Source organism: Methylobacterium sp. 17Sr1-1 (assembly GCF_003173775.1).
GTDB lineage: Bacteria > Pseudomonadota > Alphaproteobacteria > Rhizobiales > Beijerinckiaceae > Methylobacterium.
In genome coordinates, this window is record NZ_CP029552.1 from 3602874 (window position 1) to 3624833 (window position 21960).

Here is a 21960-nt window from a genome sequence, read left to right on the forward strand (position 1 = left end):
CCCTTTGGCACGCGCCGTGACCTTGTCGCGCCCGCGCTTTCCCGCGTATCAGGACCGCGCGCGCCGCGCCGGCTGCGCCCCACCCCCGCCGGCCAGATCCGTCCCACCGACATGCTCAAGGCCTTCCTCGCCTATTACCGGCCGTACCGGACCCTGTTCCTCGTCGATTTCGGCTGCGCCATCCTGTCGGGCCTGCTCGAGCTCGGATTCCCGATGGCGGTGAAGGCCTTCGTCGACGTGCTGCTGCCGCAGCAGGACTGGAGCCTGATCCTGCTCGCGGCCGTGGGGCTCGCGGCGCTCTACGTCGCGAATGCGGGGCTGATGGTGGTGGTGACCTACTGGGGTCACGTGCTCGGCATCAACATCGAGACCACGATGCGGGCCCGCGCCTTCGACCACCTGCAGACGCTGTCCTTCCGCTTCTTCGACAACCAGAAGACCGGCCACCTCGTCGCCCGCGTCACGAAGGACCTGGAGGAGATCGGCGAGGTCGCCCATCACGGGCCCGAGGACCTGTTCATCGCCGTGATGACGCTCGTCGGCGCCTTCGGGCTGATGCTCACCGTCCACCCGCCGCTGGCGCTGATGACCGCCGCGATCCTGCCGGTCATCGCCTTCGTCACCGTGCGCTACGGCGGCCGCATGACCCGGAACTGGCAAGCGCAGTACGGCCGCGTCGGCGCCTTCAACGCCCGCATCGAGGAGAATGTCGGCGGCATCCGGGTGGTGAAGGCCTTCGCCAACGAGGCGCACGAGCGCCGCCTGTTCGCCGCCGACAACGAGCGCTACCGCGCCACCAAGCTCGACGCCTACAAGATCATGGCGGCGAGCCTGTCGCTCAACTACCTCGGCATGCGCCTCGTCCAGATCGTCGTGCTGCTCGGCGGCGCGGCCTACGTGGTGCGGGGCGATCTCAGCCCCGGCGGCTTCGTCGGCTTCCTGCTCCTCGTCGGGGTGTTCTACCGGCCGCTGGAGAAGATCAGCGCGGTGGTCGAGACGTATCCCAAAGGAATAGCGGGCTTCCGCCGCTACATGGCGCTGCTCGCCACCGCCCCCGACATCGTCGACCGGCCGGGCGCGATCCCCGCGCCCGCGTTCCGCGGCGAGATCCGCTTCGAGGGCGTGCATTTCGGCTACGGCGACGGACGGCCGGTGCTGGACGGGGTCGACCTCGCGGTGGGTGCGGGCGAGACTGTCGCCTTCGTCGGTCCGTCGGGGGCCGGCAAGACCACCCTGTGCTCCCTGGTGCCGCGCTTCTACGACGTCGAGGCCGGGCGCATCACCATCGACGGGCACGACATCCGCGACCTGACCCTGGCGTCGCTGCGCAGCCAGATCGGCATCGTGCAGCAGGACGTCTTTCTGTTCGCCGGCACGATCCGCGAGAACATCGCCTACGGCCGGCTCGACGCGAGCGAGGCCGAGATCGTCGAGGCGGCGCACCGCGCCCGACTCGACGCCCTGATCGCGATGCTGCCCGACGGCCTCGACACGGTGGTGGGCGAGCGCGGCGTCAAGCTCTCCGGCGGGCAGAAGCAGCGCCTGGCGATCGCCCGGGTGTTCCTGAAGAATCCGCCGGTCCTGATCCTCGACGAGGCGACCTCGGCGCTCGACACCGAGACCGAGCGCGAGATCCAGCAGGCGCTCGCAGAGCTGACGGAAGGCCGGACCACCCTCGTCATCGCCCACCGCCTCGCCACCATCCGGCACGCCGACCGCATCGCCGTGGTGTCGAACGGGCGCATCCTGGAGCAGGGCTCGCACGAGGCGCTCGTCGCGGCGAACGGCGCCTACCGGCGCCTGCACGCGGCGCAGGCCGGGATCGTCGCGGCCGAGTAGTTCAGTGCGCGGCGGTGTGCAGCGCCCAGACGTCTTCCTCGACGTCGAGCAGGGTCTCGTGCACCTGCCGCCCCAGGGCAAGTGCCGCCTCGTCGGTCGCCGCCGCGCCGCTGAAGCGGGCGATGGTCGCGAGCGATTCGACCGACAGCGCCTGCCGGAAGCGCGCGAAGCCGCCCGGACACTCCGCCTCGTAGGACAGGGCGAGGTCGCGCAGGACGTGCGCGAGCAGTTCCGCGGCGCGGGGAGGGGTGGGGGGACGACCCTTGGCGGCCGTCGTCGTGTCATATGTCAGGATCATGCGCGCACAGGTAGTACTTGATCTATGTTAGAAACATTCGGACTTACAGCCTAGGCCTTATGGCGTAGCACGCGCGCAAAGACGTCGCTGCCCTTGACGTAGCGAAGGCGGCCCGTCTCGGAACGGGTCGCGCAGGGTTTCGTCCGCCGCTATCCGCCACGGCGCACCGTCGCGCGCAACAACAAATGAGATATAGTATTTGGATCGCGCCCCGGATCGGCGGCATGCCGCTGGTGAAGGATTGGACCGCCGGCCCGGCCGGCCGGGCTCCACGATGCCTGCGGCCGGTCGAGGCTCGCATAGACCGGGCGCCGTCGTCGGAGAGATCGTCGGGCTTCGTGATGTGAGCCGACCGAGCGGAGGGCTCCTGCGGCCCTCATCTCTCCCGCGACGACCTCCAGCACCGTGTGGCCCGTTCGTCGAAGGCGTGGATCCAGCCGGAATCCTCGGGACAGCGCGTCATCCGGGCGTCGCACGGCTTGCCTGTCGCGGGGGCGGCCGCCCAGCGGCACCGCCCGGCCGCGGTGCTGGCGCCGAAAACGGGATCGGTAACGGGGACGCCTCAGCGCTGGCTCTGGGGCCGGCTTCGAGCATCTCGAATCACCGCCGGGTGATTCGGACTAGAGAGCTTCGCGATCGCGTTGCAATCGCGAAGCTCTCTAAGTCTTCGTTTTGTCGCACTTTCTTCGACGAACCGGTATCCACTTCGTCAAAAAAATGCTCTGGCCCCCGCGCGGGGGAAGGGAGCGTCAGGTGCTCTGGAGCGCCGGAGCGAGGCGGGCCGCCGGGGTGCCGAGCCGGCCCTTGAGCAGGATGCTGCCCGCCGCGGCCAGCGCCGGCACGGCGACGATGCCGAAGGTCGCCGGCAGGCCGTAGCCGAGGCCGATGAGCGAGGCGCCGATCGTCGAGCCGACCACCGAGCCGACCCGGCCGACGGCGTTGGCCCAGGCGACGCCGGTGGCGCGGTTCGCCGTCGGGTAGGTGCCGGCCGCGAGCGCGTTGATGCCGATCTGCGAGCCGGCGACGCAGAAGCCGGCGCCGAACACCGCCGCCACCAGGAGGGTGACCGAGCCGGTGGAACTGCCGATCAGCGCCACGAAGCCGGCCGCCGCGAGGTAGGACAGGCCCAGCACCGCGTGCGGGTTCACCCGGTCCATCAGCGCGCCGAGCACGAGGCCGCCGACGGTGCCGCCGGTGGCGAGCATGACCGTGACGAGCGAGGCTTCCTTGAGGGTGAGCCCCGCGCTGCTGATGATGGTGGGGAGCCAGCTCGACAGCAGGTAGAAGATCAGCAGGCTCATGAAGAACGTCACCCACAGGCACAGCGTGCTGGCGACGAGGCCGGGCTGGAACAGCTGGCCGATCGGCGAGGCCTTCGGCTTGGCGATGCCCGTGAAGGTGGCGCCGGAGAAATCCTCCGCGGGTGCGATGCGCTCGAGGAGCCGGGCGACCGCCTCGGCCGGGGCCTGCTTGAGCACGAGGAAGCGGGCCGATTCCGGCAGGCCGAGGGCCAGCGCCGGCACGAGAGCGAGCGGCAGCACGCCGCCGATCACCAGCACCGAGGCCCAGCCGTGGTCGGCGATCAGGTGCGCCGCCGCGAAGCCGCCGAGCGCCGAGCCGACGGTGAAGCCGCAGAACATCGCCATGGTGAGGAAGGAGCGGCGATGCTCGGGGCAGTATTCGGAGGTCAGCGTGATGGCGTTCGGCATCGCGCCGCCCAAGCCCAGCCCGGTGATGAAGCGCAGCACCGTCAGCATCTCGATCGAGGTCGACCAGGCCGAGGCGAGGCTGGCGAGACCGAAGAAGGCGGTGGTGACGACGAGCATCGCCTTGCGGCCGACCCGGTCGGCGAGCGGCCCGAACAGGAAGGCGCCGATCATCAGGCCGAACAGCCCGGCGCCGAACAGCGGCGCGAGCTGGCTCTGCGTCACGCCCCACTGGGCCCGCAGGGCCGGGGCGATGTAGCCGATCGCGGCGGTGTCGAACCCGTCGATCGCGACGACGAGGAAGCACAGGAGCACGATCCGCACCTGGAAGCGGGAGACCCCGTGGCGGTTGATGACGTCCTGGACGTCGAGGCTGCGTGGATTGGGCATGGGTTGGGTTCCTCCTGAAAGATTTGTTTGGGTTTTCTCGATCTTGCGCCGGGCAGCGTCGGGACCTGTTCGAGGTAATCGACAGATCTTTCACACTCCGGGTCATCCCGGGGCCGCGCAGCGGAGCCCGGGATCCAGAAACGCGGAGCTTTCAGAACCGAGCGGGCCGCGTTCCACTTGGTTCGGCACCCCCTGCGCGTCTGGATCCCGGGTTCTCGCCTTCGGCGAGCCCCGGGATGACCCGGAGGGTGGCAGGGGCGGGGGTTGGCTGGCCCCGTCTCTTCTCGCTCAGCCGAGCGCCGACGGATGCCGCGCGAGCGGGGTCACGCGCATCGTCATGAACGGGAACAGCGGCAGTCCGGACAGGATGTCGTGCAGTTCGTCGTGGCTCTCGACGTCGAACACGCTGATGTTGGCGTAGCGCCCCGCGACCCGCCACAGGTGGCGCCACTTGCCCTGGCTCTGGAGGTCCTGGGCGCGGGCCCTCTCCTCGGCCTTCAGCGTGGCGACATGATCGGGGTCGAGGCCGTGCGGGATCGCGACGTCCATCTCGACGCAGTACAGCATGGGATCAGCTCCGGGCGTAGTGGCGCAGCTTGTCGGGATCGAGGGTCACGCCGAGGCCGGGGCCGTCGGGCAGGTGCACCGCGAAGTCGTGGAAGGCCAGCGGCTCGGCGACGAGGTCGCCGGTGAGGATCTGCGGCCCGAAATGCTCGCACCCCCAGGCGAGATCGCGCAGGCCCGCGAAGGCATGGAGATGCGCCGCGGCGCCGACCGAGCTCTCGAGCAGGCAGCCGCCGTAGAGCCCGATGCCGGCGGCCTCCGCCACCGCCGCGACCTTGTGCAGGCCGATCAGGCCGCCATGCTTGACGAGCTTGAGCGAGACCGCGTCCGCCGCAGCGGCCTCGGCCACCGCCAGCATGTCGTGGGCGGTGAACACGCACTCGTCGGCGAGCAGCGGCGGCCCGTCGTCCCGCGCCCGCAGGCGGCCCATCCCGGCGATGTTCCAGGCCGGCAGCGGCTGCTCGACCAGCGCGATGCCGAGATCGGCCAGACGCGGCAGGCAGCGGCGGGCGGTGGCCTCGTCCCAGGCCTGGTTGGCGTCCACGATGAGCGTCGCGCGGTCGGCGAGCGCCGTCGACAAGCGGGCGAGCCGCGCGAGGTCGGCCTCCGGCGCGAGCGCGCCGATCTTGATCTTGAAAGTGCGGTGGAGCCGCGCCGCGAGCTTCCCCTCGGCCTCCGCGATCTCCTGGTCGGGATCGCCGGAGGCGAGCGTCCACAGGACAGGGAAGCTCGTGCGCACCGCCCCACCCAGGAGGGCGGCGACCGGCAGGCCGAGGCTCTGGCCCACGGCGTCGAACAGGGCGGTCTCCAGCGCCGCCTTGGCGGCGTTGTTGCGCTTGGCCGCGGCGTCGAGGCGCTCGCCGGCGGTGACGAAGCGGTCGGCCGGCTGCCCGATCAGGGCGGGGGCGAGATAGGCGTCGATGGTGGCCTTGATGCCCTCGACGCTCTCCTCGCTCCAGCGCGGTCCGCCCAGGGTCGCCGCCTCGCCGATGCCTTCGACGCCGTTGGCGAGGCGGAGCTGGACGATGACGTAGCTCTGCGCGGTGACCGAGGTCTGGGAGAGCTTGTGCTTCCGCACGGTGGGGACGTCGACGATCGTGGTGCGGATCCCGGTGACCGTGAGGTCTCGGTCCGGCGCATGGCGCACGGCGTCGTGGAGCTGGTTCTTGGCGAGCATGGGGTATCTCGGGAATGTGTGGGGCTGGATAGCCAGGGGGGCTGGGTGGCCAGGGTGGTGCCTCCGGCGCAGTCCCAACCCTCCCCCTCTGCGGGGGAGGGTGCCCCACGGAGTGGGGCGGGAGAGGGGACGCCGCTTCCGGAGAGGTTGCGACCATCGTGAAGGGCGCCACATCCGGCACCGTCGCGCTGCCCCTCTCCCGGCCTACTTCGTAGGCCACCCTCCCCCGCAGAGGGGGGAGGGTTCGGGCGTCGCGTCCTACGCGGCTTCCGCGTGCGGGCGCACCACCACCGGATCGGGCGCGTGCGCCACCTCCGGGTTGAGCGCGAAGTCGAAGCGGATGGTCGAGAACGGCCCTTCCAGCCCCGCGGCCTTCACCGCCACCGGGTCGGTGACCCGCACCACCTCGGCGATCAGGCCGTCGCGGGTGGCGAAGGCGAAGTCGTCGTGCAGGTAGGGGTCGTCCGAGAGGTTGATCTGCGTCGTCAGCTGCCGGTGGCCGGGGCCGGAGACGAAGAAGTGGATATGGGCCGGGCGCTGGCCGTGGCGGCCGAGCTGGTCGAGCAGCTTCTGGGTCTGGCCCTCGGGCGGGCAGCCATAGCCCTTCGGCAGGATGCTGCGGAAGCGGTAGCGGCCCTCTCCGTCCGTCTCGATGCGCCGGCGCAGGTTCCAGGTGCTCTGGCTCCGATCGAAGACCGAGTAGTTGCCGAGCGTGTTGGCGTGCCAGACGTCGACGATGGCGCCCGCCACCGGCGCGCCGTTCTGCCCCGTCACCTGGCCCTCGACGATCAGCACCTCGCCGTCCTCCGGGTCGTCGTCGAGGCGCGCCTCGCCCTTCGCCAGCGGCGCGCCGGCGACGTAGAGCGGACCCTCGATGGTGCGCGGCGTGCCGCCCTCGATGCCCGCGGCCCGCTCCTTGGCGTCGATGCACAGGTCGATGAAGTGCTCGATGCCGAGGCCCGGCATCAGGAGGCCGAACTCGTTCTTCTGACCGGTCTCGGTCAGGGAGCTCATCGCGGTCCAGAACTCGCTCGGCGTCACGTCGAGATCCTCGACGATCCGGCAGGCATCCTCGACGACGCGGCGCACGATCTGCTTCATGCGCGGGTTGCCGGTCTGGGTCGAGAGACCCGCGACCTTGTCGAACAGGGCCTGGGCCTCGGCGGAATCGGTGATCGGAGACGGGGTGGTCATCGGCGTTTCCTCTTGTGTGGTTGGGTGAGGGATTATCCGAGGTCGCCGCCGGCCACCGGCAGGGTGACGCCGGTGACGTAGGAGGCTTCGTCGGAGGCGAGGAACAGGATCGCGGCGGCCTGCTCGGCGGCGGTGCCGTAGCGGTGCATCAGGCTCGACGCCTTGGTCTGGGCCACCACCTCGGCGATCCAGGCCCGCTCCTGGTCGCTCGGCGGGGCCGAGTTGCGCGGCACGCGCCGGGGCGGCGCCTCGGTGCCGCCGGGGGCGACCGCGTTCACCCGGATGCCGTGCTCGGCGTATTCGACGGCGAGGCAGGCGGTGATGGCGTTCACCCCGCCCTTGGCGGCGGCGTAAGGAACGCGGTTGACGCCCCGCGTCGCCACCGACGACACGTTGACGATGCTGCCGCCTCCGCCCGCCAGCAGGTGCGGCAGGGCCGCCCGGCAGCACCACAGGGTCGGGTAGAGCGAGCGCCGGATCTCGGCCTCGACCTCGTGCGGGGCGTAATGCGCGAACGGCTTGAACCAGATCGAGCCGCCGACATTGTTGACCAGCACGTCGAGCCGGCCATGTCGCGCCACCGCCGCGGCCATTACGGCGTCGCAGCCCTCGAACGTCTCGACGTCGGCGAGTTGCACCGCCGCCTTGGCGCCGAGGTCGCGGGCCTCGGCCGCCGTCTCCTCGACGATCTCCGAGCGGTCGGTGAGGAGGAGGGCGGCGCCCTCGCGGGCGAGTCGCAGGGCCACCTCGCGGCCGATTCCCTGCGCCGCGCCGGTCACCACCGCGACCTTGCCTGAGAAGCGGTTCGGCGAGACGAAGCCGGTCATGCCCCGGCTCCCGTGCCGCTCGCCGCGAACTTTTCGTAGTGGAAGCTCGCTGGGCTCAGGCCCCGCTCGGCGAAGGTCTTGCGGACCGCGTCGACCATCGCGGGCGGGCCGCACAGATAGGTGTCGATGTCGCCGCCATGCAGGTGCGCATCGGCCAGATGCTCGGTGACGTAGCCCCGCTTCGCGTGCCGGCTCTCGGGGGAGGCGACGCAGGTCTCGAAGCTGAAACCCGGGATCTTCGCGGCGGCGTCTTCCAGGGCCTCCGTCTCGACGAGGTCGGCATCGTGCGTGACGCCGTAGACGAGGTGGATCGGCTGGTCCGCCCCGGTCTCCGCGATCGTGCCGAGCATCGACAGGAACGGCGCCAGCCCGGTGCCGCCGGCGAGCATCAGCACCGGGCGGCGGATCTCGCGGAGGTAGAAGCTGCCCGACGGGCCGGTCAGGTCGAGGGCGTCGCCCTCCCGCGCGCCTTGCGAGAGATAGGTGCTCATCAGCCCGCCCGGGATGTTGCGGATCAGGAACTCGGCCTTGGCGCTGCCCGGAACGGAGCTGAACGAGTAGGAGCGCGCCAGGGCGCTCCCCGGCACCGCGATGTTGACGTACTGCCCCGGCAGGAAGCCGACCGGCTCCTCGGTTTCGAGCTCGAGCCCGAAGGTGGTGTCGGAGAGCCGCCGGACCGCCGCGACCCGGCCCTTGAGGGCGGCCGCCTTCGTCTTGCAGACCTCGGACGAGGCCGCGACGGCGAGCACGAGGTCGGTCCGCGGCCGCATCTGGCAGGCGAGGCCGTAGCCTTGCGCCGCTTCCTCGTCGGTCAGCGCGTCCTCGATGTAGTGGCCCGGATCGAACCGGCCGGATTCGCACCGCACCCGGCAGGTGCCGCAGGCACCGTCCCGGCAGTCGAGCGGGATGTTGATGCCGAGGCGGTAGGAGGCGTCCGCCACCGTCTCGCCGGGGCGGCAGGCGATGAAGCGGGTAACCCCGTCCTCGAAATTGAGCGCGATCTGGTTCACGGCGCCCTCCCTAGATGTGATAGACGTCGATGACGTGGTGGATGTAGTCGTTCTTGAGGACGACCTTCTTGGTCTTGATGAGCGGGGTCCCGCTGCTGATGTCGAGTGTGTAGAACGACGTGCCGAAATGGGTGTCGACCGTCTTGTAGCGGTAGTTGAAGGTGAGCCAGTTGAAGCGGAGCTTACACGTCGTCTCGTCCTGCTCCAGGATCTCGACGTTCGAGATGTTGTGCGAGGTGCGCGGCTCCGGCAGGCTGGTGGCGCTGGACCGCTCGGTGCGGATGCGGAAGACCCGGTCCTCGAGGCCGCTGCGGCTGTCGTAGTAGATCAGCGAGACATCGGTCTGCGGATTGCTCACGAGCTGGTCGTCGTCGTCCCAGGACGGCATCCAGAACTCGACGTCGGGGGCGTAGAGCGCCAACCACGCATCGAAGTCGCGATCGTCGAGGAAGCGGGCCTCGCGGTAGAGGAATCGCTGCACCTGCTCCAGGGTGAGGGGCATCGGGGGGCTCCTTGAGGGCGTGCGGGGGCGCTCGGCGTCCCGGAGGGGGCGGCGCCGTCGTGTTTGGTGTGGTTGGTGAGTCGGGCTCCCGACCCCTCCCCCGCGGAGGGCAGGCCTGTCCGGGTAAAAGAACTGGCGCGCCTCCCCTCTCCCGTTTGGGAGAGGGGCCGGGGGTGAGGGTGGCTCGGCTTCCGCGATGATCCTGAACCGTCGAGCTGGGCAGATCGACGCTCGGAGCCTTCACGGAAGCGCGCCACCCTGCGCGATCTTCGATCGCCCCTACCCCTCTCCCAAACGGGAGAGGGGATCCCGCGCTTGATTCTCAAAGGGATTTTCCCTGGACAGTCCTGCCGCGGGGGGGGAGGGGTCAGGGGCGCCGCGTTACGACAGATGCCGCCGCATCGTGTCCATCCAGTAGCGGTGCTGGATCGCGAACAGGCCCTCGTCCTCGGTCTTGACCCCGCTGAGCAGCGGCTTCAGCCCGATCGCCTTCGCGCCCTCGTCCGCGCCCTCGATCCAGTGCTCGGCGCCGCGGCAGAGGTCGTTCCACTGCGCCGCGCGGCCGCGATAGCCGATCTGGCAGGCGCGGAACTCTTCGAGATCGTCCGGGGTCGCCATGCCGCTGGCGTTGAAGAAGTCCTCGTACTGGCGGATCCGCCGGGTCCGGGCCTCCGGCGCCTCGCCCTTCGGGGCGATGCAGTAGATCGTCACCTCGGTCTTATCGACGGCGATCGGCCGGTAGGTGCGGATCTGCGACGAGAACTGGTCCATCAGGTAGACGTTCGGATAGAGGCAGAGGTTGCGCGAGCGGCTGATCATCCAGTCCGCCATCGCCTGCCCGTGCTGGTCCGCCAGCTCGGCCCGCCGGTCCCAGTTCGGCCGGTCCTCCGGGTTCGACCAGGTGGTCCAGAGCAGCAGGTGGCCGTGCTCGAACGAGTAGAACCCGCCGCCCTGCTTCGCCCAGCCGCCCGCATCCATGGCGCGGGTCTTGTCGACGACGTGCGATTCCTTGCGCCGGCTGGTGGTGGCGGCGTAGTTCCAGTGCGTCGCGCTGACGTGGTAGCCGTCGGCGCCGTTCTCGGTCTGGAGCTTCCAGTTGCCGTCATAGACGTAGGTCGAGGAGCCGCGCAGCACCTCGAGCCCGTCGGGCGACTGGTCGACGATCATGTCGATGATGCGCTTGGCCTCGCCGAGATGCTCGGAGAGCGGCTTCACGTCGGGGTTGAGGCTGCCGAACAGGAAGCCGCGGTAGTTCTCGAACCGGGCGACCTTGGTCAGGTCGTGCGAGCCGTCGCGGTTGAAGCTCTCGGGATAGCCAGCGCCCTCCGGATCCTTCACCTTCAGGAGCTTGCCGCCGTTGCTGAAGGTCCAGCCGTGGAACGGGCAGGTGAAGGTCGCCTTGTTGCCGCGCTTGTGCCGGCACACCATCGCGCCACGGTGGCTGCAGGCATTGACGAAGGCCTGCAACTCGCCCTTGCGGTTGCGGGTGATCACCACCGGCTGGCGGCCCATGAAGGTGGTGAAGTAGTCGTTCGGGTTCGGGATCTGGCTCTCGTGGGCCATGTAGATCCAGTTGCCCTCGAAGATGTGCTGCATCTCCAGCTCGAAGAGGTCGGGATCGGTGAAGATGTCCCGCCGGCAGCGATAGGTGCCGGTCTCGGCGTTCTCCTCGACCGCACCCTCGACCACCTGATGCAGATCGTCCAGCATGATATTCTCCCTGCCGCAGCGGCTGTTGCGAGACGAGAGGGAGCGTTGCCGGTCCACGCGCTGTGCGGGCCGGCTCGGACCTGTCTCTCGTCTTGCGCAGGGTGGCGTGGTCTCGGATGGACTCTTGCATCCCGAGCCTCGCTCGCGCCCTGAGCGTTCCCTCTTTCTCCAGTTCTAAGGAACGGGCATACCGAGGTCCAAGACCGATTGGGAACAAAACCATTCCTGGGAGGAATGATTGGAGCTGCGCCACCTGCGTTACTTCGTGGCCGTCGCGCGCGAGCAGAGCTTCACCCGCGCGGCGGACCTGATGCACGTCGCCCAGCCGGCGCTGAGCAAGCAGGTGCAGCAATTCGAGGAGGAGTTCGGCCTCGCGCTGATCGAGCGCGGCTCGCGGCCGGTGCGCCTGACCGAGCCGGGCCGGGTGATCTACGAGCAGGCGCTCCAGATCCTGGAGCGGGTCGACGACCTGCGCGAGACCGGCCGGCGCTTGCGCGTCGCCGAGCGCAACAGCTTTCGCATCGGCTTCGTCGCCTCGACGCTCTACGGCCGCCTGCCGGAGATCCTGCGCGGCTACCGGATGAGGCGCCCGGACGTCGACATGACGCTTCTGGAACTGCTCACCCTGGAGCAGATCGCGGCGCTGAAGGAGGGGCGGATCGATGTCGGCTTCGGGCGGGTCGAGATCGAGGATCCGGCGATCACCCGGGTGCTCCTGCGTAATGAAAAACTGATCGTCGCGGTGCCGATGGCCTGGGACGCCGCGCGCCCGCCGGGCCCCCTGAAACTGGCCGACCTCGCCGACACGGCGCTGATCCTCTATCCGAAGAGCGCGCGGCCCAACAACGCCGACCGCATCCTGGCGCTGTTTCGCGAGCACGGCGTGCGGCCGCCGGTGATCCACGAGGTGCGCGAGCTCCAGACCGCGCTCGGCCTCGTCGCGGCGGAGGCCGGCGTGTGCGTGGTGCCGGCCTCGATCGAGCGCCTGCGCCGCGACGGCGTCGCCTACCGGCCCCTCGACGAGGAGCGGGCGCTGATCCCGGTGATCATGAGCTATCGCAAGAACGATCCCTCGCCGGAGATCGGATTGATCCTGCAATGCGTGAGGGAGGATTACGAGCGGGAGGGGTTGGCGTTCGGGGTATGAGGATAGAATCTTGGGATTGCTTGCGTCATCCCACTCACGACCTCAGGATGAGGTCGCGGGTGAGGTATGGAACGGGTGGTTATGAGTGTGACAGAGCAGGCAACATCACGAAATAGTCTCTCCCGCTGACGCCCGTCCCACCCCCTTTGTCGTCCCGGGGCCGCGCAGCGGAACCCGGGATCCATACCCGCTGGCGATGCCGGATGGAGCGGACCGCGTCACGCCTTGTTTGGCACTGTCAGCGGTCATGGATCCCGGGTTCTCGCCTGCGGCGAGTTTCGGGATGACGCGACGGAGGGTGGGACTCGGCCGGTGAGCGCAGACAGGCTCCGACCGCCGTTTTGGCCGCGTGAACGCCGGGTGATAGTCCGGCCCGTGCTACCCCGCACCTGTACACCGCTCTCAGAGGGGAGGGGGATCGCGCTCCATCGGTGTCGCAACGGGTAATACCAACGGTCGTTGAAGACGACCTTTGGTTCCGGCCTCGACTTTTCGCCAAGTCTTTGGCTTGGGGCCGAAAATTCGAGATGCGTCAGCATCTTGGGCCGTTGGTATAAGGCGGGACCGCCGGGCCTGACGCCCGGCGGTCCCGCCCCACCTCAGCCCGCCTTCGCCGCTCCCGCCGCGACCGCGGTCACCGCCGTCATGTTGACGATGCCGCGCACGGTGGTGGTGTGGGTAAGGATGTGGACCGGAGCGGCGGCGCCGAGCAGGATCGGGCCGACGCTGATGCCCTGGCCGGCCACCACCTTGAGCGCGTTCAGGGTGATGTTGGCGGAATCCAGGTTCGGCATCACCAGGAGGTTGGCCTCCGCGGTGAGGCGCGAGTCCGGAAACACCCGCTCCATCAGCGGCCGGCTGAGCGCCGCGTCGGCCTGCATCTCGCCCTCGACCTCGAGGTCCGGCGCCCGCTCGGTGATGAGCGAGAGCGCGGTGCGCATCTTCTCGGCCGAGGGGTTGCGGGCGGTGCCGAAGCTCGAATGCGACACCAGCGCCACCCGCGGGGTCTGGCCGAAGCGGCGCATCTCGGCCGCGGCCAAGAGCGTCATGTCGGCCAGTTCCTCCGCGCCCGGATCGAGGTGGATGTAGGGGTCGCAGATGAACAACGTGTGCCGCGGCAGCTGCAGGAGGCTCATGGCGGTGAGCGCCTTCACCCCCGGCGCCATCCCGATCACCTCGCGCACGTGGCGCAGGTGGCTGTGATAGGAGCCGGTGCCGCCGCAGAGCAGGCCGTCGACCCGGCCGAGCTTCAGCAGCATGGCGCCGACGAGGGTCGGGTTGCGGCGCGCTTCCGCCAGCGCCACCTCCCGCGACAGGCCGTGGCGCTGGCGCTGCGCGTAGTAGCCCTGCGCGGCCTGGGCCTGGAAGCCCTCGTCGTCGAGGTCCTGCACGTCGACGTCGCGGCCGACCTCGATGCGGAGCCCGAGCGCCTTCATCTTGTCGGCGATCACCTCGCGGCGGCCGACCAGCACCGGCCGGGCCAGGCCCTCGTCGACCACCACCTGGGCTGCCCGGAGCACCCGGTCGTCCTCGCCCTCGGCGTAAGCCACGCGGGCGCGGGCCGCCTCGCTCGCCGCGGCGAAGACCGGCTGCATCACCGTGCCGGAGGTGTAGACGCGGCTCTCCAGCGAGCGGCGATAGGCCTCGACGTCGAGCATCGGCTTCGTCGCGACGCCGCTTTCGGTGGCGGCGAGCGCCACGGCCGGCGCGACCTTGGTGATCAGCCGCGGATCGAAGGGCCGGGGGATCAGGTAGTCGGGCCCGAAGGCGATGTCCTGCGTGCCGTAGGCCGCCGTCACCACGTCCGACTGCTCGGCCCGGGCGAGTTCCGCGATGGCCCGCACCGCGGCGAGCTTCATCTCCTCGTTGATCGTGGTCGCGCCGACGTCGAGCGCGCCCCGGAAGATGAACGGGAAGCACAGGACGTTGTTGACCTGGTTCGGATAATCCGAGCGGCCGGTGGCGATGATCGCGTCCGGGCGCACGGCCTTGGCCGCCTCCGGCCGGATCTCCGGCTCGGGGTTGGCGAGCGCCAGGATCAGGGGCTTGTCGGCCATGCCCTTGACCATCTCGGGCGTCAGCGCACCGGCGGCCGAGAGGCCGAGGAAGATATCGGTTCCCGGCACCGCATCGGCCAGCGTGCGGGCGTCCGTGACCTGGGCGTATTCCGCCTTCTGGGCGTCGAGGTTGTTGCGGCCCTGGTAGATGACGCCGCGGCTGTCGGTGACGAGAACGTTCTTCTTGTCGAGGCCGAGGCTCACCAGCAGGTTGAGGCAGGCGATGGCGGCGGCACCGGCGCCCGAGCAGACGACGCGCACCTCGCCGATCTTCTTGCCGACCACTTCGAGGCCGTTGAGGATCGCCGCGGCGGCGATGATCGCGGTGCCGTGCTGGTCGTCATGGAAGACCGGGATCTTCATCCGCTCGCGCAGGCGGGTCTCGATCACGAAGCATTCCGGCGCCTTGATGTCCTCGAGGTTGATGCCCCCGAAGGTCGGCTCCAGGCTCGCGATGATGTCGACGAGCTTGTCCGGATCGGTCTCGTCGATCTCGATGTCGAACACGTCGATGCCGGCGAACTTGCGGAACAGGCAGCCCTTGCCCTCCATCACCGGCTTGCCGGCGAGCGCCCCGATATTGCCGAGGCCGAGCACCGCGGTGCCGTTCGAGATCACCGCCACGAGGTTGCCGCGGGAGGTGAGCTCGGCGGCCTGGGCCGGATCCTTCTCGATCGCCAGGCAGGCGGCGGCGACCCCCGGCGAGTACGCGAGCGCGAGGTCGCGCTGCGTGCTCATGTCCTTGGTCGGCAGCACGGCGATCTTCCCGGGCGTCGGGAAGCGGTGGTAGTCGAGGGCGGCCTTCTCGAGTTGCTCGTCCATGGCGTGTCCTCCTGATGTGTCGTGCGGGATAGGCGAGTGCGCCGAGGCGCGCGGGGTCGTCTCCCGGCCGGCGCCTTCGTCGGGCGCCGATCGGAATGGGAACGCTCAAGGTTGGGGTCGTGATCCCGCTGGGAGTGGCGGGAAGATCGAAACTACGTGCCTGTCAAACAGACCGGCGTGACGCAGACGATATCGAAAGAAGCGCGGGTTTCCCCTCTCCCCGCGGGCGGGGAGAGGACTTCATCGACCTTGTCGTCGATGAAGTGAGCCCGAAGGGCGAGGGTGAGGGGGTCTCGACGAATGAGACTCTTTCGGAAACACCCCCTCACCCTTGGGTCGATCCCCAAGGGATCGATGCGCCGCCTCGCTTTGGTGACGACAAGGTCACCAAAGCCCTCTCCCCGCCCGCGGGGAGAGGTGAGATGCTCACCCTCGGCGAGAACGCCCGGAAGCGAGGCGGGGCGATTGCCGCCCCACCCCGAAGTCATCGCCTCAATGCGCCTTCTTCTTCGGCATGTAGAGGTCGGTGATCGTGCCCTCGAAGGCCTCGGCCGCCATGCCGACCGTCTCCGACAGGGTCGGGTGCGGGTGGATGGTGAGCCCAATATCCTCCGCATCCGCCCCCATCTCGATGGCGAGCGCGGCCTCCGCGATCAGGTCGCCGGCCGAGGGGCCGACGATGCCGCAGCCGACGATGCGGTTCGATTCCTCGTCGAACAGCACCTTGGTCAGACCCTCGTCGCGCCCGAGCGACAGCGAGCGGCCGCTCGCCGCCCAGGGGAAGACGCCCTTGCCGACCTTGATGCCCTTCGCCTTGGCCTCGGTCTCCGAGAGGCCGACCCAGGCCACCTCCGGATCGGTGTAGGCCACCGACGGAATCACCTTGGCGTCGAAGAACGAGTTCTTGCCGGCCGCCGCCTCCGCGGCGACCTTGCCCTCGTGCACCGCCTTGTGGGCGAGCATCGGCTGGCCGACCACGTCGCCGATGGCGAAGATGTGCGGCGCCGTCGTGCGCATCTGCTTGTCGACCGGGATGAAGCCCCGCTCGTCCACCGCGACGCCGGCGGCCTCGGCGCCGATCAGCTTGCCGTTGGGACGGCGGCCGACCGAGACCAGGATCTTGTCGAAGGTGTCGGTCGCCGGGGCCGAGCCGCCCTCGAACGTCACCTTGAGGCCTTCCGGCAGCGCCTCGACGGCCGTGACCTTGGCCTTGAGGTGGATCGCCTCGTACTGCTTCGAGATCCGCTTGAACAGCGGTGTGACGATGTCCTTGTCGGCACCGGGGATGATCTGGTCCATCAGCTCGACGATGGTCACCTTGGACCCGAGCGCGTGGTAGACCGTCGCCATCTCGAGGCCGATGATGCCGCCGCCGACGACGAGGAGGCGCTTCGGCACCCCGTCGAGTTCCAGCGCCCCGGTCGAGTCGATCACCCGCGGATCGTCATGCGGGATGAACGGCATCTTGATCGGCTCGGAACCGGCCGCGATGACCGCGTTGTCGAAGCCGACGATCGTCTTCTTGCCCTCGTGCTCGACCTCGATCTGGTGCGGGCTGACGAAGCGGGCGGTGCCCGTCACCACCGTCACCTTGCGCTGCTTGGCCAGGCCCCCGAGGCCGCCGGTCAGGCGCTTGACCACGCCCTCCTTCCAGCTGCGGAGCTGATCGATGTCGATCTGGGGCGCGGCGAAGCTGATGCCGTGCGAGGCCATCGCCTGGCTCTCGTCGATCACCTTGGCGGCGTGGAGCAGGGCCTTCGAGGGGATGCAGCCGACATTGAGGCACACCCCGCCGAGGCTCGGCCAGCGCTCGACCAGGATCACCTTCTTGCCGAGGTCGGCGGCGCGGAACGCCGCCGTGTAGCCGCCGGGACCGGCGCCGAGCACCAGCACCTCGGCCCGCATCTCCTCGCCGGAGACCGGGGCCGCGCCCTTCGGGGCCGGCGCCGCGGACGCACCCTGCCCGCCGGCGGTGGCGGGCGAGCCGTAGCCGGCCTGGCCCGTTCCCGCCGCGAGCGGCGAGCCGCCGGCCGCTGCGGGAGCCGGAGCGGCCTTGTCGGCGACCGCGGGCTTCGCGGCGCCGGCCGCGGCCGCACCCTCCAGCACCAGCAGCAGGTCGCCTTCCGTGACCTTGTCGCCGGGTTTGACCTTCACCTCCACGACCTTGCCGGCCACGGAGGAGGGGACGTCCATGGTCGCCTTGTCGGATTCCAGGACGACGATGGTCTCGTCGACCGCGATCGTGTCGCCGGCCTTGACCAGCACCTCGATCACCGGAACGTTCTTGAAGTCGCCGATGTCCGGCAGACGGACTTCGTTGCTCATCGGATCACCTCGTTACTCTGGTCTCGACGTCAGACGACGAGGCGCCGGACGTCCTCGAGGACGTGGGCGAGGTGGCGGGTGAAGCGCGCAGCCAGCGCGCCGTCGATCACGCGGTGGTCGTAGGAGACCGAGAGCGGCAGCATCAGCCGCGGCTTGAACTCGGAGCCGTTCCACACCGGCGCCATCTTGGAGCGCACGACGCCCAGGATCGCGACCTCGGGGGCGTTGACGAGCGGCGTGAAGCCGGTGCCGCCGATGCCGCCGAGCGACGAGATCGTGAAGGTGGCGCCCTGCATGTCGCCGCTGCCGAGCTTGCCGTCGCGGGCCTTCTTCGACAGCGAGCCCAGCTCCTGGCTGATCTCGACGATGCCCTTGCGGTCGGCATCCTTGACCACCGGGACGACGAGGCCGTCCGGCGTGTCGACGGCGACGCCGATGTTGTAGAATTTTTTCAGGATCAGCGCGTCCTTCTCGGGGTTCAGCGACGAGTTGAACTCCGGGTGCTGGCGCAGGGCCGAGACCGCGGCCTTGATCAGGAACGACAGCAGGGTGACGCGGTAGCCCTTGTCCTTCCCGGCGGTGTCGAGCTCCTTGCGGTAGGCGTCGGTCTCGGTGATGTCCGACTCGTCCGAATGGGTGACGAGCGGCACGTTGAGCCAGGCGCGGTGCAGGTGCGGGCCGGAGATCTTCTTGATCCGCGGCAGCGGCCGGACCTCGGTCGGGCCGAACTTCGAGAAGTCGACCGCCGGGATCTCCGGGATGCCCATGCCGCCGGTGGGCGCGCCCGCGGCCGGCGCGGAAGCGGGGGCGGCGGAGCGCACCAGCGAGCCCTTCACGTCCTCCTTGGTGATCCGGCCCTTCTCGCCCGAGCCCTTGATCCCCGTGAGGTCGACGCCGAGCTCGCGGGCGAGACGCCGCACGGCGGGGCTCGCATGCACGTTCGAGAAGTCCGGCGCGGACGAGGCCGGCGCGGAGACCGGGGGAGCGGCGGGCTTCGCCGGATCCGGCTCCTGCTTCGGCATCAGGGCGGCGGTGTCGGCGGCGGGGGCCGCACCGGCGCTCGGGGTCGCGGCGGCCGCGGCGGCGGGCGCCTTCTCCTCGCCCTCGCCCTTCAGCAGCAGGACCGCGCTGCCCTCGCTCACCTTGTCGCCGACCTTGACCAGGATCTTCTCGATCACGCCGGCCGACGGGGAGGGCACCTCCATCGTCGCCTTGTCGGATTCGAGCGACACGATCGGGTCCTCGGCCCCGATGGTGTCACCCTCCTTCACCAGGATCTCGATGATCGGGATGTCCTTGAAATCGCCGATATCGGGGATCTTCACTTCGATCGACACTGCGCGCTCTCCCGAATTCTTTGCTATGCTTGACGCAGATGGGGCGTTTTCCGACGACGTGGACACCGGTTCGTCGCAGGAAACGCGGGTACATCAAAGGTCTGGAGCCGTGCTCGACGGTACTGCGGTCGGGCGCCGCTCCGGCAGGTGACGGGCGCGCAAGGCCGTCCCCTCCCGCGATACGGGAGAGGAGGCCTCGCGGCGGGTCGTCGTCAGACCGTCCAGGGGGCCGGCTTCTCCGGGTTCAGCCCGTACTTGGCGATCGCCTCGGCGACCTTGGCGGCCGGCACGGCGCCCTCCTCGGCCAGGCTCTTGAGCGCCGCGACGGCGACCCAGTAGCGGTTGACCTCGAAGAACTCGCGCAGGCGCACCCGGTAATCCGAGCGGCCGAAGCCGTCGGTGCCGAGCACCTTGTAGCGGCCCGGCACGTAGGGGCGGATCTGGTCGGCGAAGAGCCGCATGTAGTCGGTCGCCGCGATCACCGGGCCCTGACGGCCCGTAAGGCAGGTCTCGACGTAGGACTTCTTCTGCGGCTCGGTCGGGTGGAGCATGTTCCAGCGCTCCGCCGCCATCGCCTCGCGGCGCAGTTCGGTGAAGCTCGGGCAGGACCAGATGTCGGCCGAGATCCCGAAATCCTGCTCCAGCAGCTCGGCCCCGGCGATGACCTCGCGCAGGATCGTGCCCGAGCCCATCAGCTGGACCTTGAGCTTTCCGCCCGCCTTGCCCTCGCGGAACAGGTACATCCCCTTGAGGATCCCGGGCGCCGCCCCGTCGGGCATGCCGGGATGCTCGTAGTTCTCGTTCATCACCGTGATGTAGTAGAACACGTCCTCCTGCTCGGCATACATCCGGCGCAGGCCGTCCTGCACGATCACCGCCACCTCGTAGGAGAAGGTCGGGTCGTAGGAGACGCAGTTCGGGATGGTGGCCGAGATCAGGTGGCTGTGGCCGTCCTCGTGCTGCAGGCCCTCACCGTTGAGGGTGGTGCGGCCGGCGGTGCCGCCGATCATGAAGCCGCGGGCGCGCATGTCGCCGGCGGCCCAGGCCAGGTCGCCGATGCGCTGGAACCCGAACATCGAGTAGTAGATGTAGAACGGGATCGTCGGCGCGTCGGAATGCGAGTACGAGGTCGCGGCCGCGATCCAGGACGACATGGCGCCTGCCTCGTTGATGCCCTCCTGGAGCATCTGGCCCTTCTCGTCCTCGCGATAGTACATCAGCTGGTTGGCGTCTTCGGGCCGGTAGAGCTGGCCGACCTGGCTGAAGATGCCGAACTGCCGGAACATGCCCTCCATGCCGAAGGTCCGGCTCTCGTCGGGCACGATCGGCACGATGCGGTTGCCGATGTTCTTGTCGCGCAGGAGGGTGTTGAGCACCCGCACGAACGCCATGGTGGTGGAGATCTCGCGGCCCGCGGTCTCCTTCAGCTGGGCCGAGAAGGCGTCGAGCGGCGGGACCTGCAACGCCTGCGAAAGCTGCCGGCGGGCCGGCAGCGGGCCGCCCAGCGCCTTGCGGCGGGCCATGAGATACTCGTGCTCCGGCGACCCCTCGGGGAAGCGGATGAACGGGATCTCGGCGATCTGGTCGTCGGAGAGGTCGATCTGGAAGCGGTCGCGGAACTGCTTGAGGACCGCCTCGCCCATCTTCTTCTGCTGGTGGGTGATGTTCTGGGCCTCACCGGCCTCGCCCATGCCGTAGCCCTTGACGGTCTTGGCGAGGATGAGGGTCGGCTGGCCCTTGTGCTTCACCGCCGCCGAATAGGCCGCGAAGACCTTGCTCGGGTCGTGGCCGCCGCGGGTGAGCCGCCAGATGTCGTCGTCGCTCCAGTCCTTCACCAGGGCGGCGGTCTCCGGGTACCTGCCGAAGAAGTGCTCGCGGATATAGGCGCCGTTCTTCGACTTGAAGTCCTGGTACTCGCCGTCGACGCACTCCTCCATCAGGCGCGCCAGCATGCCGGTGGTGTCGCGGGCGAGAAGCTGGTCCCAGCCCGACCCCCACAGCACCTTGATGACGTTCCAGCCGGCGCCGCGGAAGTTGGCCTCCAGCTCCTGGACGATCTTGCCGTTGCCGCGCACCGGGCCGTCGAGGCGCTGCAGGTTGCAGTTGATCACGAAGACCAGGTTGTCGAGCTTCTCGCGCGAGGCGAGCGAGATCGCGCCGAGGGACTCCGGCTCGTCCATCTCGCCGTCGCCCATGAACGCCCACACCTTGCGGCCGTCGGTGTTGGCGAGCCCGCGATGGTGCAGGTAGCGGAGGTAGCGCGCCTGGTAGATCGCCATCAGGGGGCCGAGGCCCATCGAGACGGTCGGGAACTGCCAGAAATCCGGCATCAGCCAGGGATGCGGGTAGGACGAGAGGCCCTTGCCGCCGACTTCCTGGCGGAAGCTGAGCATCTGCTCCTCGGTCAGGCGGCCTTCCAGGTAGGCGCGGGCGTAGATGCCCGGCGAGGAATGGCCCTGGACGTAGATCAGGTCGCCGCCACGGTCGCCCTCGGCGCCGTGCCAGAAATGCATGAAGCCGGTGTCGTACAGGGTCGCGGCGGACTGGAAGCTGGCGATGTGGCCGCCGAGCTCGGAGGAGTCCTTGTTGTTGCGCAGGATGATGGCGATCGCGTTCCAGCGGATCGCCGAGCGGATGCGGTGCTCGATCACCCGGTCGCCCGGATGCGGGTCCTGCTTGTCGGCCGGAATCGTGTTCAGGTACGCGGTGTTGGCCGAGTACGGAACCGGCGCGCCCTTCTTGCGGGCGCCCTCGATGACCTGCTCGATGAGGAAGTGCGCCCGATCCGGGCCTTCGACCTCCAGCACGCCGTCGAGCGAGTCGAGCCACTCCTGGGTCTCGACCGGGTCGAGATCGCGACTGCGTTCCACGTTATCCTCCCTAAGGTCATACTCGATCGGCGGGTCGAGCTGCCGCAGGCGTCAGCATTGTTCGTGCCACCGCTATGCTTCCGCAACCCGACTGATATTGCAAGGGTTTAGCTCATCCGGCGGCGGCCGATGTTCTGAGCATCCGCATCATCCGCGCCGTTGCAGTGCGGAAACCCGGAACCGCC

General features: G+C 69.3%; 15 protein-coding genes. 2 read left to right on the forward strand and 13 right to left on the reverse strand.

Annotated features, from left to right (window positions below):
• The first annotated feature begins 111 nt into the window (after positions 1-111).
• Positions 112-1839, forward strand: a complete 1728-nt coding sequence (locus tag DK412_RS16180; protein WP_109972772.1) for an ABC transporter ATP-binding protein — start codon at positions 112-114, stop codon at positions 1837-1839.
• 1 nt (position 1840) lies between these two features.
• Here the strand turns inward: DK412_RS16180 and DK412_RS16185 are convergent, their stop codons facing one another.
• The 9 genes from DK412_RS16185 to benA form a co-directional block, all read right to left on the reverse strand.
• A complete protein-coding gene (locus tag DK412_RS16185) occupies positions 1841-2137 on the reverse strand; it encodes a hypothetical protein (protein ID WP_109972773.1) in 297 nt (98 codons plus the stop codon).
• A gap of 749 nt (positions 2138-2886) precedes the next feature.
• On the reverse strand, positions 2887-4233 hold the full coding sequence (locus DK412_RS16190; protein ID WP_109972774.1) for an MFS transporter: 1347 nt from the start codon (positions 4231-4233) through the stop codon (positions 2887-2889).
• A 288-nt stretch (positions 4234-4521) separates the two neighbouring features.
• Complete coding sequence (catC, locus tag DK412_RS16195) at positions 4522-4800, reverse strand: muconolactone Delta-isomerase (RefSeq protein WP_109972775.1); 279 nt, start codon at positions 4798-4800, stop codon at positions 4522-4524.
• A gap of 4 nt (positions 4801-4804) precedes the next feature.
• On the reverse strand, positions 4805-5974 hold the full coding sequence (locus tag DK412_RS16200) for a muconate/chloromuconate family cycloisomerase (RefSeq protein ID WP_109972776.1): 1170 nt from the start codon (positions 5972-5974) through the stop codon (positions 4805-4807).
• Between the two features lie 258 nt (positions 5975-6232).
• Positions 6233-7168, reverse strand: coding sequence for a catechol 1,2-dioxygenase (catA, locus tag DK412_RS16205; RefSeq protein WP_109972777.1), 936 nt, complete (start codon positions 7166-7168; stop codon positions 6233-6235).
• Between the two features lie 32 nt (positions 7169-7200).
• The gene (locus tag DK412_RS16210) at positions 7201-7995 is read right to left on the reverse strand and encodes a 1,6-dihydroxycyclohexa-2,4-diene-1-carboxylate dehydrogenase (protein WP_109972778.1); all 795 of its coding nucleotides are present in this window, start codon (positions 7993-7995) and stop codon (positions 7201-7203) included.
• Positions 7992-9005 carry a benzoate 1,2-dioxygenase electron transfer component BenC gene (gene benC, locus DK412_RS16215; protein WP_109972779.1) on the reverse strand — a complete coding sequence of 338 codons (1014 nt, stop codon included), beginning with the start codon at positions 9003-9005 and terminating at the stop codon, positions 7992-7994. The genes DK412_RS16210 and benC overlap by 4 nt, the downstream gene beginning before the upstream one ends.
• 10 nt (positions 9006-9015) lie before the next feature.
• Complete coding sequence (benB, locus tag DK412_RS16220) at positions 9016-9507, reverse strand: benzoate 1,2-dioxygenase small subunit (protein ID WP_109972780.1); 492 nt, start codon at positions 9505-9507, stop codon at positions 9016-9018.
• 381 nt (positions 9508-9888) lie between these two features.
• Entirely contained in the window at positions 9889-11217 is a 1329-nt protein-coding gene (gene benA, locus DK412_RS16225; protein ID WP_109972781.1) for a benzoate 1,2-dioxygenase large subunit, read from the reverse strand.
• 238 nt (positions 11218-11455) lie between these two features.
• Between benA and DK412_RS16230 the strand changes: the two genes are divergently transcribed.
• Complete coding sequence (locus DK412_RS16230) at positions 11456-12364, forward strand: LysR family transcriptional regulator (protein WP_109972782.1); 909 nt, start codon at positions 11456-11458, stop codon at positions 12362-12364.
• Between the two features lie 599 nt (positions 12365-12963).
• On the opposite strand, the gene DK412_RS16240 is transcribed toward DK412_RS16230, so the two are convergent.
• The 4 genes from DK412_RS16240 to aceE form a co-directional block, all read right to left on the reverse strand.
• Positions 12964-15243, reverse strand: a complete 2280-nt coding sequence (locus tag DK412_RS16240; RefSeq protein WP_109972783.1) for an NADP-dependent malic enzyme — start codon at positions 15241-15243, stop codon at positions 12964-12966.
• Between the two features lie 492 nt (positions 15244-15735).
• A complete protein-coding gene (lpdA, locus tag DK412_RS16250; RefSeq protein WP_109972784.1) occupies positions 15736-17568 on the reverse strand; it encodes a dihydrolipoyl dehydrogenase in 1833 nt (610 codons plus the stop codon).
• 29 nt (positions 17569-17597) lie between these two features.
• Entirely contained in the window at positions 17598-18971 is a 1374-nt protein-coding gene (gene aceF, locus DK412_RS16255; protein WP_109972785.1) for a dihydrolipoyllysine-residue acetyltransferase, read from the reverse strand.
• Positions 18972-19117: 146 nt separating this feature from the next.
• Positions 19118-21775, reverse strand: coding sequence for a pyruvate dehydrogenase (acetyl-transferring), homodimeric type (aceE, locus tag DK412_RS16260; protein WP_109972786.1), 2658 nt, complete (start codon positions 21773-21775; stop codon positions 19118-19120).
• Between the last annotated feature and the right edge of the window lie 185 nt (positions 21776-21960).